Source organism: Streptomyces sp. CA-142005, assembly GCF_050942335.1.
Lineage (GTDB): Bacteria > Actinomycetota > Actinomycetes > Streptomycetales > Streptomycetaceae > Streptomyces.
The window spans coordinates 4,619,940-4,635,753 of record NZ_CP192078.1; the positions used below are offsets into that span (position 1 = coordinate 4,619,940).

Annotated in this window: 15 protein-coding genes; 14 read left to right on the forward strand and 1 reads right to left on the reverse strand. The window is 70.9% G+C overall.

What is annotated here, in order from left to right; translation table 11 throughout:
* Positions 1–175: 175 nt before the first annotated feature.
* Positions 176–1,057 (reverse strand): LuxR C-terminal-related transcriptional regulator, encoded by an 882-nt coding sequence (locus ACQPXS_RS21645; RefSeq protein WP_433450964.1) that lies wholly within the window; start codon positions 1,055–1,057, stop codon positions 176–178.
* A 344-nt stretch (positions 1,058–1,401) separates the two neighbouring features.
* Between ACQPXS_RS21645 and ACQPXS_RS21650 the strand changes: the two genes are divergently transcribed.
* From ACQPXS_RS21650 to ACQPXS_RS21715, 14 genes are all read left to right on the forward strand, one after another.
* Entirely contained in the window at positions 1,402–1,584 is a 183-nt protein-coding gene (locus ACQPXS_RS21650) for a hypothetical protein (protein ID WP_433450965.1), read from the forward strand.
* Positions 1,585–1,723: 139 nt separating this feature from the next.
* Positions 1,724–2,836: an N-acetylneuraminate synthase family protein gene (locus tag ACQPXS_RS21655; RefSeq protein ID WP_433450966.1), complete on the forward strand. Its 1,113-nt coding sequence runs from the start codon at positions 1,724–1,726 to the stop codon at positions 2,834–2,836.
* Positions 2,826–3,629 carry an SDR family oxidoreductase gene (locus ACQPXS_RS21660; RefSeq protein ID WP_433450967.1) on the forward strand — a complete coding sequence of 268 codons (804 nt, stop codon included), beginning with the start codon at positions 2,826–2,828 and terminating at the stop codon, positions 3,627–3,629. Before ACQPXS_RS21655 ends, ACQPXS_RS21660 begins: the two co-directional genes overlap by 11 nt.
* Before the next feature lie 28 nt (positions 3,630–3,657).
* Positions 3,658–5,610, forward strand: a complete 1,953-nt coding sequence (locus ACQPXS_RS21665; protein WP_433450968.1) for a transketolase C-terminal domain-containing protein — start codon at positions 3,658–3,660, stop codon at positions 5,608–5,610.
* Positions 5,611–5,670: 60 nt separating this feature from the next.
* Complete coding sequence (locus ACQPXS_RS21670) at positions 5,671–6,345, forward strand: RraA family protein (protein ID WP_433450969.1); 675 nt, start codon at positions 5,671–5,673, stop codon at positions 6,343–6,345.
* Positions 6,345–7,307 (forward strand): dTDP-4-dehydrorhamnose reductase, encoded by a 963-nt coding sequence (gene rfbD, locus ACQPXS_RS21675; protein ID WP_433450970.1) that lies wholly within the window; start codon positions 6,345–6,347, stop codon positions 7,305–7,307. Before ACQPXS_RS21670 ends, rfbD begins: the two co-directional genes overlap by 1 nt.
* Positions 7,304–8,626 carry a D-arabinono-1,4-lactone oxidase gene (locus tag ACQPXS_RS21680; protein ID WP_433450971.1) on the forward strand — a complete coding sequence of 441 codons (1,323 nt, stop codon included), beginning with the start codon at positions 7,304–7,306 and terminating at the stop codon, positions 8,624–8,626. The genes rfbD and ACQPXS_RS21680 overlap by 4 nt, the downstream gene beginning before the upstream one ends.
* 4 nt (positions 8,627–8,630) lie before the next feature.
* Positions 8,631–9,323 (forward strand): HAD family hydrolase, encoded by a 693-nt coding sequence (locus ACQPXS_RS21685; protein ID WP_433450972.1) that lies wholly within the window; start codon positions 8,631–8,633, stop codon positions 9,321–9,323.
* Positions 9,320–10,303: a branched-chain amino acid transaminase gene (locus tag ACQPXS_RS21690; protein ID WP_433450973.1), complete on the forward strand. Its 984-nt coding sequence runs from the start codon at positions 9,320–9,322 to the stop codon at positions 10,301–10,303. Before ACQPXS_RS21685 ends, ACQPXS_RS21690 begins: the two co-directional genes overlap by 4 nt.
* Positions 10,303–11,280, forward strand: coding sequence for a quinone oxidoreductase family protein (locus tag ACQPXS_RS21695; protein ID WP_433450974.1), 978 nt, complete (start codon positions 10,303–10,305; stop codon positions 11,278–11,280). The genes ACQPXS_RS21690 and ACQPXS_RS21695 overlap by 1 nt, the downstream gene beginning before the upstream one ends.
* A 31-nt stretch (positions 11,281–11,311) precedes the next feature.
* A complete protein-coding gene (locus ACQPXS_RS21700) occupies positions 11,312–12,175 on the forward strand; it encodes an aldo/keto reductase (protein WP_433450975.1) in 864 nt (287 codons plus the stop codon).
* Positions 12,172–13,434, forward strand: coding sequence for an ATP-grasp domain-containing protein (locus tag ACQPXS_RS21705; RefSeq protein WP_433450976.1), 1,263 nt, complete (start codon positions 12,172–12,174; stop codon positions 13,432–13,434). The genes ACQPXS_RS21700 and ACQPXS_RS21705 overlap by 4 nt, the downstream gene beginning before the upstream one ends.
* Before the next feature lie 11 nt (positions 13,435–13,445).
* On the forward strand, positions 13,446–14,408 hold the full coding sequence (locus ACQPXS_RS21710) for a TauD/TfdA family dioxygenase (RefSeq protein ID WP_433450977.1): 963 nt from the start codon (positions 13,446–13,448) through the stop codon (positions 14,406–14,408).
* 135 nt (positions 14,409–14,543) lie between these two features.
* Positions 14,544–15,791, forward strand: coding sequence for an ATP-grasp domain-containing protein (locus ACQPXS_RS21715; RefSeq protein ID WP_433450978.1), 1,248 nt, complete (start codon positions 14,544–14,546; stop codon positions 15,789–15,791).
* Positions 15,792–15,814: the final 23 nt, after the last annotated feature.

The following is a 15,814-nucleotide window of genomic DNA, read 5'->3' on the forward strand; positions in this document are numbered from 1 at the left end:
CGACGGCGTCCGGGCTTTCCGGCGGGAATACGCCACCGCAGGAAAGCGCGGACGCCGTCGCCGGCTCCGTCCGACCGGGCATCGGACCGTAATCCCACCGCCTGCCGCGGAATCCGCCGAGCACACTCACGAACGCGCCTTCGGCCGGCGGCAAGAGCGCACTGCGAGCGGAGTACTACTCCTTGTCGTCCGACGTCGTGTCCGAGCCGCCTTCCGAGGCGGCTTCCGGGTCGTCATCCGCGGGGCCGGGCGGGCCGTCGTCCGGGAGCAGCCCCCGCCGTCCCACGATCAGTCCGGCCTGGAAGCGGCTGCTCGCGTCGATCTCGTCCATCAGTTCCGTGATGTAACGCCGGCATGTTCTGGTGGCCATTCCCAGACGCCGGGCGATGACATCATCCTTCAGCCCCGCAGCCATGAGCCGCAGAATGTTCGTGCGCAGCTCTTCCGCGGTTTCCTGGTATTCGACGCGGTCCGCATCGAATACCTGGGCCGACTGCCAGATATTCTCGAACGTCCGATACATGAAATTGACAAGAGTGGGTTCGGACACAATGGCGGCCCCCGGCGCCTGCCGTCCCCGCCGTTCCTGGGAGACGACCGCGATCCGGCCGTCGAAAAAGAAAACCCTTTCGAACGGCTCGCCCGTCGTCCGCACCTCGGCCCCTTCCGCCACGACCTGCCGCACGAAGGCGCGCGTGGCGAGGCTGGCCCTGGCCGTGTGCTGGTAGAGCGTCCGCATGGTGACGCCACGGGCCAGCATCTCCAGCGTGGGGGTGAGCACCCGGCGCACCGACTCCGAGCTGCGTCCGCCGCCCGGCTGCACGGTGACCGTCTCACGCTCGCAGGTGTGCATCAGCATGCTCACCTCGCGCTTCACGTCGGCGGGATCGTCCAGTACCCGGATCTGCTGGGCACATCTGCTGGAACGGGTGCCCTCCCGGTAGAGGGGCACCAGCGCGCGCAGTTCGCCGTGGATGTGGGCGAGACGTTCCTGCGCCTCGTTGATGGACCGCTCCACGGGGGAGCGCAGCTCCATCTCGGCGATCAGCGGATCCACCGGCACCGGCGGGCCGTCGTCCGTACCCGGTGCGAGCAGCCGCAGCTCCAGCAGGAGCTCCCTGATCTCCGCCGCGGCCCGCTCGTCGACACCGAGGTCTCTCGATATGTCGGCATCCCGGAACATTCCGTTCCGGAGAGCGCACTCGTATCCGGATACGGCGAGCCCTGTCAGCAGTGGTCGATTTCCCACGCAATCCCCACCCGTTTGTCCGATTTTGTCGGAATCCCCTTGTAGCCAAAAAAGATTAGGACACCGTCCGGCGCAACACAACAAGCCCCTTGCCTGCCAGAGTCGTCGCAGCACCGGCAAAGGACGCCGGAGCAACTATCAGGGGGGCAGAAATGAAGAAGGCTCGAAAGGCACTTGTCGCCGCCATAAGCGCCGGCATTCTCGCGGCGACTGTCGCGACCCTCGATGCCGCGGCCACCAACGGAGACCCCGAGTGGGACTCGGTCCGGGCCGGCGCCGCCGACTCCAGCGCACTGATCACGCCCGCGTCGCCCGACGACCACGCCTGGGACTGACCCGCGGGCCGTCCACCCTTCCTGTTCTTCTCTCCACCGCTCCGCTCGGGGCATCCGCACGTCCTGAGCGGAGCGATTCATTCGCATTTGCACTGAACGACCACCTTCGTCTTCAGGTTCAAGGATGGTGTGAAACCTCATGCGTGAACTCCACATAGCGAATCGTCGAGTCGCCGACGACACGGCGCCTTACGTGATCGCCGAGATCGGTCACAACCACGGCGGCAGCCTCGAACAGGCCGAGGAGCTCTTCCGGCAGGCCGCGGCGGCCGGCGCGAGCGCCGCCAAGCTCCAGAAGCGGGACAACAGGTCGCTGTTCACCCGCGCCATGTACGACCAGCCGTACGAGGGCCGCAACAGCTACGGCCCGACATACGGAAAGCACCGCGAGGCACTGGAGTTCGGCCGCGCCGAGTACGTCCATCTCGCCAAGGTGGCCGCGGAGGTGGGGATCGACTTCTTCTCCACCGCGTTCGACCTCCCCAGCGTCGACTTCCTGGTCGAACTGGGCATGCCGGCCATCAAGATCGCCTCGGCCGACGTCACCAACACCCCGCTGCTCAGCTACGCGGCGAAGACCGGCAAGACGCTCATCGTCAGCACCGGCGGCGCTTCCATGGACGAGGTGCGGCTTGCCGTCGACACCGTTCTGCCGCTCAACCCGAACCTGGCGCTGCTCCAGTGCACCGCCGTCTACCCCGCCGCGCCGGCCGATCTCAACCTCTCGGTCATCGACACGTACCGCAACGAGTTCCCCGACGTGGTCATCGGCTTCTCAGGTCACGACCTCGGCCCCGACCTGAGCTTCGTCGCCCACGCCCTCGGTGCCCGGGTCATCGAGAAGCACTTCACCCTGGACCGGACGCTCCCCGGCACCGATCACGCGTTCTCCCTCGACCCGGGCCAGCTGACTGACCTGGTGGCGGGCCTGGAGCGCACCCGGGCCTCCCTCGGCTCCCCGGTCAAGGTCTGCAGTGACACCGAGGCCCCGGCCGTCCGCAAGATGGGCAAGAAGCTGGTCGCCGCGGGCGACCTGCCGGTCGGCCACGTGCTGACCGAGCGTGACATCGCCTGCAAGTCGCCGGGCGACGGCCTCAAGCCGTACCAGCTCGACCTGGTCCTCGGACGCGCGCTGCTGCTGCCGCTGAAGACCGACGACAACATCCGGCTCCAGGATCTCGCCGAGCCCGCCGATTTCGAGCCCCCCGCCCAGCGCCCGGTGGCGATCGGGGAGGGCTTCGTTGCCTATTGATCTCACCGGCGAGGTCGCCGTGGTGACCGGAGTCGCCGGAAAGCTCGGCGGGATCTGGGCCTGCGCTCTGCTGGAGGCGGGCGCCGACGTCCTGGGGCTCGACCTGAACGAGGTCCCGCCCGACGACGTACGGAAGGTCGCCGAGCGGGAGGACACCGGCACCTACGTCGGGGCGTGGGCGGACGTCACCCACCGCCGTTCTCTGGAACAGTCCCTGCGGACCTGCCAGGAACGGTTCGGCGTCCCCACGATCCTGGTCAACAACGCCGGTATCGACCAACCGCCCTCGGCGGCCGGCGGGAGCTGGTACTTCGAGGAGGTCCCCGAGGAGCTGTCCGCGGTCACCCTCGACGTCAACGCGCTCGGCGCGCTGCGGGTCTGCCAGGTCTACGGCTCGGCGATGGCCCACGTGGGCCGGGGAACCATCATCAACATCGGCTCTCTGTACGGGAACGTCGCCCCGTACCCCCCGCTGTACGAGCACATCGACCTCGACCCGCCGTTCCTGAAACCCCCCGCCTACGGCATGTCGAAAGCGGGCGTCTCCGCCCTCAGCAGGTATCTGGCCGCCCTGTGGGGCCCGAACGGCATACGGGTCAACACCCTCTCGCCCGGCGGCGTGCTGGGTGAGCAGGACCCCGAGTTCCGCCGGAAGTTCACCGCCCGCGTGCCCCTGGGCCGGATGGCCGAGGCGGGGGACCTCACCGGACCTCTCCTCTTCCTGGCATCCGACCTCAGCAGCTATGTCACGGGCCAGGAACTGATCGTCGACGGCGGCTACGTCTGCTGGTGACCGCCCTTCCACTCCGGGAGTCAAACCCATGGACGTCCCTCTCAGCCGAGTGGAGGTCGCGGAGTTCGACCGCGTCCTCGCCGGTATGGAGAATCCGTACGACCGGGCCGCCGCCTTCTCGGCCCTGACCAGGATCAACACCCTCTACATGGTGATGCGCGCCGGCTCGGGGCATCTCGGCTCCAGCTTCAGCGCCGCCGACGTCGTGAGCCACCTCTTCCTCAACGAGATGGACCGGCCCTTCGAGGACGACGGCGACCTCTACTTCTCCTCCAAGGGGCACGACGCCCCCGGCCTGTACGCCGCGCTCATCGGTGTCGGCCAACTCCCGGAGGAGTACGTCCACAAGCTGCGCCGGATCGACGGCCTGCCCGGACACCCCGATGTGCACACCCCGCACATGCCCTTCAACACCGGCTCCCTCGGCATGGGCATCTCCAAGGCCAAGGGGGTGATCCTCGCGGACCGGCTGCGGGGAGCGAGCCGCCGGGTCTTCGTGATGACCGGCGACGGCGAGCTCCAGGAGGGCCAGAACTGGGAAGCCCTGGCCGGCGCCGCACACCGCGGCATGGGCGAGCTGACCGTGATCGTCGACCACAACAAGATCCAGTCCGACACCTATGTCAGCGACGTCAACGACCTCGGTGACCTGGTGGCGAAGTTCGAGAGTTTCGGCTGGGGCGCGCTGCGCGTCGACGGTCACGACCAACAGGAACTGGAGGCCGTCTTCCGCAAGCGGGCCGAGGCCTTCCCGGACCGGCCGGCGGTCATCATCGCCGACACCGTCAAGGGCGCCGGCTGCGACACCTTCGCCGCGACCTCGATGGGCGAGGACGAGTGGCGCTACCTCTTCCACAGCGGTGCCCCGGCCGCGGCGCACTACCGGACCGCCCACGCCGAACTGACCGCTGCGGCCGACGCCCTGCTCACCGCGGCCGGGCTCGGCCCGGTACGCCTGGTCCCGGAGGAGCCGAGGACCGAGCCCGCACCCGGCGGGCCCCGCCTGTTCGAGGTCTACGGCGAGGCGCTGGTGGCACACGCCGCCGAGCGGGAGGACATCGTCGCCCTCGACGCGGACCTGGTGCTGGACACCGGACTGATCCCGTTCTCACGGCACTTCCCCGAGCGCTTCGTCGAGTTCGGCATCGCCGAGCAGGACATGGTCTCGGCGGCGGGCGGCCTCGCCTCACGCGGCCTGCTGCCCTTCGTCCACTCGTTCTCCTGCTTCCTGCACGCCCGGCCCAACGAGCAGATCTACAACAACGCGACCGAGGGCCGCCGGGTGGTGTACGTCGGCTCGCTCGCCGGCCTGCTGCCGGCCGCCCCGGGCCACTCGCACCAGGCCGTACGGGACGTCAGCGCGGTCGGCGCCATACCGGACCTGGTCGTTCTGGAGCCGGCGAACGCCGACGAGGTGCGCGCCGCGGTGCGCTACTGCCTCGACAGCCCCTACAGCGTCTACCTCCGCCTCGTCAGCGCTGCGGTCCCCGACGAGGTGACCGCGCTGGGCGCGGAGCCGCTGCACACCGGGCGCGGCCGTGTCGTGCGCGAAGGCGGCCGGACCGTGGCCGTCGGTTCGGGACCGGTGGTCCTCGGGCAGCTGCTGCGCGCCGCGGAAGAACTGGCGGCGGAGGGCATCGAGCTCACCGTGGTCGAGCTGCCGTGGCTCAACCGGGTCGACCCGAAGTGGCTGGCCTCGCTCTCCGCCGACGCCGATCACCTGCTGGTCGTGGAGAACCACTACGCCAAGGGCGGTCAGGCCGACACCGTCGCCCGTTGCCTCATGGAGCTCGGCGGCCCGCACCGGCCGCGGTTCCGGGGCATCGGCCTCACCGAGGTGCCCCGGTGCGGCACCGAGGAGGAGGCGCTGCGGGCCCACGGGCTGCACGCCGAGCAGCTCGCCGCCACGATCCACGCCGAGGTGCGCGGCGGCACCGAACCGGCCGCTTCCCCCGTGGACATCACGCTGCGCGCCCACTGACCCGGACCGGACCGAGAGACGGACCGGCCGGACAGACAGAGAGATTCAGGAGAGAACCAGATGAAGACCGTCTACAACGACGTCACCCGTCCTCCGCAGCACCTGGTCGACGCCTTCCGCGAGGTCACCGCGGAGTACAGCCCCAGCTGCCTGGTGACCGACGCGCGCGGCCGTGCGGGCGCGATCGGTGGGCTGCTGCCGGTCAAGCCGCACCAGAAGGTGGCCGGCCCCGCTCTCACCGTCGCGCTGTCCATCGACGACCTGGTCGACTGCATGCCCCTGCTCAGCCGCGCCCAGCCGGGCGACGTCATCGTGGTCGCCTGCCACGAGACCAAGCGGACGGCGATGTGGGGCGGGCTGATGTCCACCCTCTCGATGAAGGCCGGGATCGCCGCGGGCATCGTCGACGGCGCCATCCGCGACGTCGACGAGATCCGCGACCTGGACTTCCCCGTCTGGTACCGCAGCACGGTCCCCCGGCCCTCGCCCAGCGCGGTCCACGACCGTACCGAGCCCGTGCAGTTCAACGTCCCGGTCGTGATCGACGGCCAGGTCATCGAGCCCGGTGACATCGTCGTGGCCGACGAGAACGGCATCGCCGTGGTCCCCAGGGACGACGCCGAGCAGGTGCTGGAGCAGACCCGGTTCCAGATCGGCAAGGAGAAGCTGATCCGCGACAAGATCAACTCGGGCGCCTCCCTGCAGGAGCTGCTCACCGAGTTCGGTCACCTGTGATGGGTACGCGCAGCCGGCGGGTCTATCTGACGGGGGCCGACGGGATGCTCGGCCGGGCCCTCACCGCCGCCCTGGCGGCCGACCCGGTCACCGCGGCCTGGCCGGTGCACGGGGTCTCGCTCGCCGACTTCGACATCACCGACGCGGACGCGCTGCACGCTTCGGTCGCACGGTTCCGCCCGGACATCGTCGTGCACACCGCGGCCCACGCCATCGTCGACGACTGCGAACTCGACCCCCGGCTGGCGCTGCGCGTCAACATCGAGGGCGTACGCAACGTCGCCGAGGCCTGCCGTCGAAGCGGTGCCAGGCTGGTCTACATCTCCAGCGACTACGTCTTCGACGGGCGCGCCACGCCCGCCGGCGGCTACCGGGAGAACGACCTGCCCAACCCGGTGAACGTCTACGGACTGACCAAGGTGGCGGGCGAGCGGATCAGCGAGCTGGTCCCGGACCACCTGGCCGTCCGGACCTCCTGGCTCTTCGGCGGCACCGACGAGCGGGTGGACACCGTCCTGGACACGGTTCGGCGGCTGGGGCGGGGCGAGCCGGCCCGGCTCATCCACGACCAGTACAGCAGGCCCACGTACACCGTGGACCTGGCCCGGGCGATCGTCTTCCTGCTCACCCGGGACCAGCCGGTCACCGGCACCCTGCACGTGGCCAACACGGGGACGGCGAGCTGGTACGAGGTGGGGCGCGCGATCCAGGCCCTGCTGCGGCCGCCCGGCGCGCCCGAGCCGATCGCCCTCGACGAGTGCGGCTTCCTCGGTGCCCGTCCGGTCGACTCCTCCCTGCATACCGGCCGGCTGGCCGACCTCGGGCTGCACATGCCGCACTGGCGCGACGCCCTGCGCAGATATCTCGATGCCCTCGGCGCTCCGGACGCCGGGACGACAGCGGCAGCCGCAGCCACGGTGGCCGGCCCACCGACCGAACCCACCAAGGACGCACTCGGATGAGCGCACGACCGACCTGGAAGACCTGGTCGGGCCTGGACAGATGTACCCCCCGGCATCTGGTCACCCCGACCACCGAGGACGGCATCGCCGATGCCGTCCGGCTGGCCGCCCGTGAGGACCTCGTCCTCCGGGCGGCCGGCACCGGCCACTCGTTCAATCCGCTGGCCACCACCGACGGTGTCCTGGCCGACCTGACCCGCTACACCGGCATCGTCTCGGTCGACCACGCCACCCCGTCCGTGACCGTGCGGGCCGGCACCCTCCTCGACGACCTCACCGAGGCGCTGCACCGGCAGGGCCTGGCGCTGCCCAACGTGGGCACCCTCGGCGGGCAGACCGTCGCCGGCGCCATATCCACCGGCAACCACGGCACCGGCATCGCCCACCCCCCGCTGTCCGGGGAGATCCTGGCGATGACCCTGGTCGACGCGGACGGCAAGCCGCGCACCCTGGACCGCGACTGCGAGCCGGAGTTGCTGCGCGCGGCCCGTACCGGGCTCGGGGCGCTCGGGGTCGTCTCCACCGTCACCCTGCGCTGTGTGCCCGCGTTCAACCTGCGGGTCGCCGAGGGCAGCGAGCCGCTGGACGCGTTGCTGGAGCGCTTCGACAGCTGGGCGCACAGCGCGGACCACGTCACCTTCTCCTGGCAGCCGTGGAGCGACCGGGCGGGCACCCGGTCCATGCACCGTACGCGGGAGCCCGCCACCCGGGCCGGCGACCGCAAGCGGTACGGCATCACCCTCGGCGAGCTGTGGTGCGGTGTCCTGGGGCATGCCGGGCGGTTCTCGTCGGCCGCGGTGCCCCGGCTGTCCGGGCTCTTCGGCGGCGGCGCGACGGAGGAGTTCACGGGCGCCGGTCACCGGGTCTTCACCTTCCCCCAGCCCGTACGGTTCATCGCGCTGGAGCACTGCCTGCCGCTGGAGAACGTCCCGGACGCGCTGCGCGAACTGCGGCCGGCCCTGCGCCGGTCCGGACTTCACTCGCCGTACTCGGTGCTCGGCCGGGTCGGTGCCGGGGACGACTCCCCGCTCAGCCCCGCCCACGGCGCCGGCCCGGTCGGATACCTCAACCTGACCGTGCCGCGCATGGCGCCCTATCTGGAGTTGCTGCGCACGATCGAGCACGTCCTGCGGGGGCACGGTGCCCGCCCGCACTGGGGCAAGGCGCACACCGCCACCGCACAGGTCCTCGCCCCGCGCTATCCGGAGTGGGAGACCTTCCAGCGGGTGCGCGCCGAGCTGGATCCCGAGGGCCGGTTCACCAACGACTATCTGCGCCGGGTGCTGGGCCCGGTGCGGGTACCGGCCGGAAACGGGTGACGTCATGACACCGCAGGCGCTGTTCCTGGATTTCGACGGGCTGATCTGCGACACCGAGGACGCCGCCCGCCGCTCCTGGTCGCTGCTGTACGCGTCGTACGGCCTCGCCTTCCCGCATGCGGTCTGGCGGCGGATGCAGGGGCGCTCGGACGGTGAGGAGGTCGCGCTCGCCGATCTCGGGCGGCGCCTCGGCCGTCCGGTCGACCCGGGCACCCGGACGCGGCGGCTACAGAAGAAGACGGAGCTGTGCCGGGCCGCACCACTGCGGCCCGGTGTGGCCCGGTTGCTGGAGCAGGCGGAACTGCGGGGCGTTCCGGCCCTCGTGGTGTCGAGTTCGCCGCGCGACTGGGTGGAACCGCACCTGGTCCGCCTCGGGGTGCGGCGGTTCTTCGCCGACCTGGTCACCGGGGACCTGGTGGAGCGTCACAAGCCCGCCCCGGACCTGTACCTGCGCGCGCTGTGGCAGACCGGCCTGCCCGCCGAGGAGGTATGTGCCTTCGAGGACTCACCGACCGGGGTACGGGCCGCGCGGGCGGCGGGCGTGGCCTGCGTGGCGGTGCCCTCGGCGGCCGGCGATGCGGCAGCGCTCACCGAGGCCGTCCAGGTCCTGCCCTCCCTGGCCGACTTCTCCTTCGACCGCTTCCTCCTGCCCGGCTCCCCCTTGCCCGACCCGATGAAAGGACGTCCGCCGCGATGACCGCCACCCTTCAGCCCGCCGTCCGGGCCGAGCTGGACACTCTGGCCAGCCCGGGCCAGGACGTTCCCGAGTGGATCTGGCGCAACGGCGCACTGGTCCCCTGGGAGCAGGCCACGATCCATGTGAACGCGGTCGGCCACGCCTCGGTCGCCGCAGTCTTCGAGGGCATCAAGGCCTATCTGGCCGCGGACGGTGAGCGGTTGCTGCTCTTCCGTCTGGACGAGCACCTGGACCGGCTCCGGCAGTCGGCCCGGATCTGCCGGTTGAGCCTGCCGTACGGGCGCGAGGAGCTGCGGACCGCCGTGCTGGAGGTCGTACGGGCCAACGGCTACCGCACCGACGCCTACATCCGTCCCTGGGCCTTCCCCACCGGCATCATCCGCGAGCAGATGGTGCCCGCGGGCACGGAATGCGAAGTGGTCGTCGACACCTGGCCCTTCCGCAGCGGGCTCAACAAGGAGCGCGGCTGCCGGGCGGCGGTCAGCTCCTGGTTGCGGGTCAGCGACGCCTCCACGCCCCCCAGGGTCAAGGCCTTCTCGAACTACCACAACGGCCGTCTCGCCCTGATGGAGGCGCGGGAGAACGGCCACGACTGGCCGATCCTGCTCAACGAGCGCCACAAGGTCGCCGAGGGGCCGGGTGCCTGCATCGCCCTGGTCCGGGGCGGCACCGTGATCACGCCCTCGCTCACCAGCGGCGTCCTCGAGAGCATCACCCGCGCCACCGCGCTCGAACTCCTGAACGACCTCGGTGTCCCCGTGGTCGAGCGCGAGGTGGACCGCAGCGAGCTCTACCTCGCCGACGAGGTCTTCTTCATGGGAACCGCCTGGGAGATCCTCCCGGTCACCACCGTGGACGGGCTGCGGGTCGGCGACGGTACCCCCGGACCGGTCACCCGGCGACTGGAGGCCGCCTACACCCGACTGGTCCGCGGCGAGTCGCGGGCGCACCCGGACTGGCTCACGGAGGTCCGGCCCTGATGCGCGCGATCTCGGTCCTCAGGCACGGCGGACCCGACGTGCTGATCCCCGCCGCGCTGCCCGACCCCCGGCCGGGCCCCGGTGAGGTACTGATCGCCGTCGAGGCGGCCGGCGTCAACTTCATCGACGCGCACTTCCGCGCCGGCCGCTATCCGGTGGCGCTGCCCTACGTGCCGGGGCAGGAGGCCGTGGGCCGGGTCCTGGCGGCCGGTCCCGCGGTGACCGGCCCGCGCATCGGCGACCGCGTCGGCTGGGTCAACCTCCCCGGTGCATACGCCGAACTCGCCGTGATCCCCGCCGAACGCGTCGTACCGATCCCCGAGGACGTCTCCCCGCACACGGCCGCCGCCGTCCTGCTGCACGGCATGACGGCGCACTACCTGGTGCACGACAGCCATGCCGTCCGCCCCGGCGAGACGATTCTCGTGCACGCCGCCGCCGGGGGCATGGGCCTGCTGCTCACCCAGTGGATCAAGCTGCTCGGCGGCCGGGTGATCGGCACCGTCTCCTCCGCCGCGAAGGAGGAACGGGCCCGGGCGGCCGGCGCCGACGAGGTGATCCGCTACGACACCCTGGACCCGGCCGGCGTCGCCTGCGCCGTGTCCGCCCTGACGGGCGGCGCAGGGGTGGCCGCGGTCTACGACGGCATCGGCGCCCCCACCTTCGACGGGTCCCTGGCCGCCCTGCGCCCGCGCGGCACCCTCGTGCTGTACGGGCAGGCGGGCGGCCCCGTGCCCCCGTTCGACCTCGGCCGGCTCAACCAGGGCGGTTCGCTGCGCGTCACCCGCCCCAACCTCGACCACCACATCGCCTCGCGCGAGGAGCTGACCGGACGCGCCACCGACGTCCTGCGTCTGGTGGCGTCCGGCGCCCTCACGCCGCACATCGGTTCCGTCCGGCCCCTGGAGGACGCCGCGCGGGCCCATGCCGACCTCGAGGGCAGACGCTCCGTCGGCAAGCTCCTGCTGACGCTCTGACACCTGACCACCACCGCGAAAGGAGCCGGGGATGACGTCCCCCAGCACCACCCTCACCATCGGCGGCGACCTGACCGTCGGCCGCCTCGGATTCGGCGCGATGCGCCTCACCGGGCCGGGAATCTGGGGTCCACCGGCCGATGTGCCCGGTGCCCTCAAGGTCGCGCGGCGCGCCGTCGAACTCGGCATCACCTTCCTCGACACCGCGGACTCCTACGGCCCCGGGACCAGCGAGGAACTGCTGGCCGAGGCGCTCCACCCGTACCCGGAGGACCTGGTCATCGCCACCAAGGCCGGCCAGAGCCGTCCCGCGCCCGGTCAGTGGATTCCGCTGGGGCGCCCCGAATATCTGCGGCAGCAGGCCGAATTGAGCCTGCGCAGGCTGCGGCTGGAGCGGATCGACCTGTTCCAGCTGCACCGGATCGACCCGAAGGTGCCCCTCGCCGAGCAGCTGGGCGCGCTGAAACAGCTCCAGGACGAGGGCAAGATCCGCCACATCGGCCTCTCCCAGGTCGGCGTCGAGCAGTTGGAGGAGGCACGGCGCGAGGTCGAGGTCGTCAGCGTGCAGAACCTCTACAACCTCACCGAGCGCACCGACGACGACGTCATCGACTACTGCGAGCGCGAAGGCATCGCCTTCATCCCGTGGCTGCCGATCGCCCGCGGCGCCCACGCCACCGCCGACGGCGTACTCGCCGAGGTCGCGGCCGAACTGGGGGCCACCCCCGCCCAGGTGTCGCTGGCCTGGCTGCTGCGCCGCTCCCCCGTGGTGCTGCCGATCCCGGGCACGAGCTCGATCGCTCATCTGGAGGAGAACACCGCGGCCGCCCGCATCGCGCTCACCGACGAGCAGTTCGCACGGCTGTCCGCCGTGGCCGGAAAGGAACGGACATGAGCATTCTCATCCTGCACAAGAAGAACCTGAGCCGCCGCCGGCACCTGGCCCGTGCCCGCAGTTACGCCGCCGAGCACGGCGAGAAGCTGCTGCTCGTCATGAAGGACCCGACCTGGGAAACGGAGTACGTCGACCGGGTCGCCCTCGCCGACACCTCCGACCTCGCCGAGACCACGGCCGCCGTGAAGGAACTGCAGGCGAGCGAGGAGGAGCCGATCCGCGGCGTCGTCACCTTCATCGACAGCGGCGTGCCCATGGCCGCACGGGTGGCCGCCGACCTGGGGCTGCCCTCGGTGAGCGAGCGGACGGCGTATCTCGCGCGCGACAAGTTCGCCATGCGCGAGGCGATCGCCCGGGCCGGCGGTGTGGCACAGCCGCGTTACGGCCTGGCGCGCACCCTTCAGGAGGCGAGGACCGAGGCCGCCCGGATCGGCTACCCGCTGGTCCTCAAGCCCTTCATCGGCAGCGGCAGCATGTATGTGCGCAGCGTCGACAGCGAGGCCGAGCTGGACCGCTGGTTCGAGGAGACCCGCCGGGGCGCCTGGGAGGGCTTCGAGTGGGACCCGCTGTACGACGAGACGTACCGGCTGTACGAAGGCGCCCTGCTGCTGGAGGAGTTCGTCCCCGGCGCCGAGGTCAGCGTCGAGTCGCTGGTGTCGGACGGCGAGACGCGTGTCATCGCGGTGCACGACAAGCCGCTGCCCACCGGGCCGACGTTCGAGGAGGTGTACGCCTGCACGCCCACCCGTGTGGACCCGCACATCGTGGCGCGGCTGGCGGAGGCCACCGCGGCGGCGCACCGGGCGCTGGGCATCCACACCGGCGGCACCCATGTGGAGTTCCGGCTGCGCGGCGAGGAGCCGGTGATCCTGGAGGCGGCCGCCCGGCTGGGCGGCGGGCCCATCTGCCGTTCCGTCCAGTTGAGCACCGGCGTGGACATGGTGGAGGCGGTCCTTGACCTGGCGACCGGCCGCAGCCCCGACGTCCGGCCGCTGCCCGAACCGCGGGCCGTCGGCTTCTGGAACATCTTCCCCGAGCGGCCCGGGGTGCTCACCACGGTCAGCGGGCTCGAGCGGGCCGGCGCGGACGACCGGGTGGACGAGATCCAGATCTACCGCGAGCCGGGCGACTTCCTCGACGTCCCGCCGCACACCTTCCAGAGCCACGGCCACCTGATCTTCACGGTGGACGGCACGGACCGGCTCGACGCCGTCTTCGCCGAGATGGTGCGCATGGTCCGGCTCGAGACCAAGCCCTGACGGAGGAGTTCATGAGCGCGCACATACGTCTGCACGAGCACCGTCTCGACGACGGGATCCGTGACCTGCTGGGCAAGGAGATCGCCGCGCGGCTGTCGGCAGCCGACTTCGATCCGGACCACGACGCGGCGATCCTGGCCCGGATCGGGGCCCATGCGCTGGAGAGACTGCTGCCCCCGGAGATCCTGACGACCGTGAAGGACTTCACGGGATCGGGCGCGCACGCCCTGCTGCTGGACAACCTTCCCCAGCAGGAGGCGCCCAGGACGCCCGTGTCGGGATTCGGCGGCGAGGCGGATCTCGCCGTCACCAACACCCTGCATCTGGGCCTCGTCCAGCTGCTCGGCCTCACGCCGTTCGCGGTCGAGTACGAGAACGCGGGCAAGCTGATCAGGAATGTCGTCCCGAATCCCGTGGCCGCGGGGAAGACCAGTTCCTGGGGATCGGACTCCGAATTCTTCTGGCACACCGACAATCCGCATCTGCCGTTCGGTGATCCGGGCTCCGATCCGCGTCCCTACATTCCGCGCTATCTCACCTTCTGCGTGATGCGCAACGCCGAACAGGTGCCCACCGAGATCATGTCGGTCGAGGCCGCGGTCGACCGACTGCCGGCGGAGACGGGGCGGGTGCTGTCCTCGAACGCCTTCGAGATCGCCGCACCCGACTCCAACGACGTCACGGCGGACGGGCGCCGGCTCACTCTCACCGAGGCCGCGGTCCTGGAACGCCGCGCCGCCGGCCTGCGCGTCCGCTTCGACCACGGCACCACGAGCGCCGTCACCCCGCAGGCCGCCGACGCCCTCGCGACCTGGGTCGAGACCCTGCCGGGCGCGCCCTGCTGGCAGCCCGTGCTCGCCCCGGGACAGTTCCTGGCCTTCGACAACTACCGCGTGCTGCACCGTAGGCAGGCCTTCACCCCGGCGGAGGACGAAGCCGAGGCGCGGTGGCTCCGCCGCTGCTACGCCAGCTGAGCGAAACGTCCCGCTCTGCCGGAATCACCTTCTGGCCGTGCCACATCCGGACACCGTCGGACGCATCGGCCCGCGCCCGGCGCCGTGCCACTGTCATCACAGTCTCTTCCGCGCATTCCCGAACGGAGAACACCCATGCCTCGAGTCGTCCTTGTCGGCGGAAAGCCACAACCTGTCAGCACCGCACGGGAATTCGGGGTCGAGATCGTCCTCGTCCACGAAGAGGGAAAATACGAGGACGAGTTCGCCGACCACTGCGCACAGATAGTCCACGCGACGATCGATGACAGCGAGTCGATTCTCGCCGCCCTCCGCCCGCTGCACGAGGAAAAGCCCTTCGACCGGGTTCTGTCGGCCACCGAGGAAGCCGCCATCGCGGCCGGTGAGGTGGCCGACGCCCTCGGCATCCCCGGGACCAGCGCCTTCACCGCCCGCGCACTGAAGGACAAGGCGATCACCCGCAGGCTGCTCGCCGAGCACGGTGTCAGCCCCGTCCGCCACGCGGTGATCACCAGCGCGGAGGAGGCGGCGGAGTTCGCCCGCTCCGTCGACGGTCCCGTCGTCATCAAGCCCTCGGACGGGGTAGCCAGCATCCAGATCCATGTCGCGCACACACCGGACGAGGCCACCACCGCCTGGAAGACGCTGGCGGAGGCCGGTCATCGCAACGCCATCGCCGAGGAGTTCCTCGACGGGCCCGTGGTCAGCGTGGACACCTTCTCCCACCGCGGCCGTCACATCGTGTTCGGCATGTCCGAGTACCAGATGAACGACCTCTTCGTGGAGTGGGAGGTGCGCACCCCCAGTCCGCTCGCCGAGCCCTGGCGGGCCGAACTCACCGAGCTCGTGGGCCGTCTGCTGGACATCGTCGGTCTCACCGACGGGCCCGCGCACAGCGAGTTCATCCTCACCGCGGACGGTCCGCGGGTGCTGGAGTCGCACAACCGCTTCGCCGGCAGCGGCGCGCCGGACCTCGTCCGCCGCGCCACCGGCGCCGACCTCTACCGCATGTTCCTCGCCGTCCAGCTCGGCTTCGAGGAGCTGCCGCAGACCTCGCCCCGCCCGACCGGCGGCGCGGCGATCCGCTTCTTCACCCCGGACCCGGGCACCATCACGGCCGTCACGGGCCTGGACGAGGTGGACGCCCTGGTGCTGCGGGTCCCGCCGGGTGGTGCCCGCGGAAACATCGTCCCGATGCTGGCCAGGACCAGGGAAGCCGACGTGGCCGTCGTCCTGTCCAAGCACGTCGGCGATGTCGTACCGGCGCTGCGGTCGGTCAAGGACTGCAACTCGGGCTACGTCATCGCGACCGGCCGGGACGCCGCCGACGCCTCGGCCAAGTGCGCGCGCGTGATCGAACAGATCCGCTTCCACATCGGGTGACCCGAAGGCCGCCTAGGAGAGAC

Coding starts and splice junctions, on each gene's coding strand:
- ACQPXS_RS21650 (WP_433450965.1), top strand. CDS start 1,402: ATGAAGAAGGCTCGAAAGGCACTTGTCGCCGCCATAAGCGCCGGCATT.
- ACQPXS_RS21655 (WP_433450966.1), top strand. CDS start 1,724: ATGCGTGAACTCCACATAGCGAATCGTCGAGTCGCCGACGACACGGCG.
- ACQPXS_RS21665 (WP_433450968.1), top strand. CDS start 3,658: ATGGACGTCCCTCTCAGCCGAGTGGAGGTCGCGGAGTTCGACCGCGTC.
- ACQPXS_RS21670 (WP_433450969.1), top strand. CDS start 5,671: ATGAAGACCGTCTACAACGACGTCACCCGTCCTCCGCAGCACCTGGTC.
- rfbD (WP_433450970.1), top strand. CDS start 6,345: ATGGGTACGCGCAGCCGGCGGGTCTATCTGACGGGGGCCGACGGGATG.
- ACQPXS_RS21680 (WP_433450971.1), top strand. CDS start 7,304: ATGAGCGCACGACCGACCTGGAAGACCTGGTCGGGCCTGGACAGATGT.
- ACQPXS_RS21685 (WP_433450972.1), top strand. CDS start 8,631: ATGACACCGCAGGCGCTGTTCCTGGATTTCGACGGGCTGATCTGCGAC.
- ACQPXS_RS21690 (WP_433450973.1), top strand. CDS start 9,320: ATGACCGCCACCCTTCAGCCCGCCGTCCGGGCCGAGCTGGACACTCTG.
- ACQPXS_RS21695 (WP_433450974.1), top strand. CDS start 10,303: ATGCGCGCGATCTCGGTCCTCAGGCACGGCGGACCCGACGTGCTGATC.
- ACQPXS_RS21700 (WP_433450975.1), top strand. CDS start 11,312: ATGACGTCCCCCAGCACCACCCTCACCATCGGCGGCGACCTGACCGTC.
- ACQPXS_RS21705 (WP_433450976.1), top strand. CDS start 12,172: ATGAGCATTCTCATCCTGCACAAGAAGAACCTGAGCCGCCGCCGGCAC.
- ACQPXS_RS21710 (WP_433450977.1), top strand. CDS start 13,446: ATGAGCGCGCACATACGTCTGCACGAGCACCGTCTCGACGACGGGATC.
- ACQPXS_RS21715 (WP_433450978.1), top strand. CDS start 14,544: ATGCCTCGAGTCGTCCTTGTCGGCGGAAAGCCACAACCTGTCAGCACC.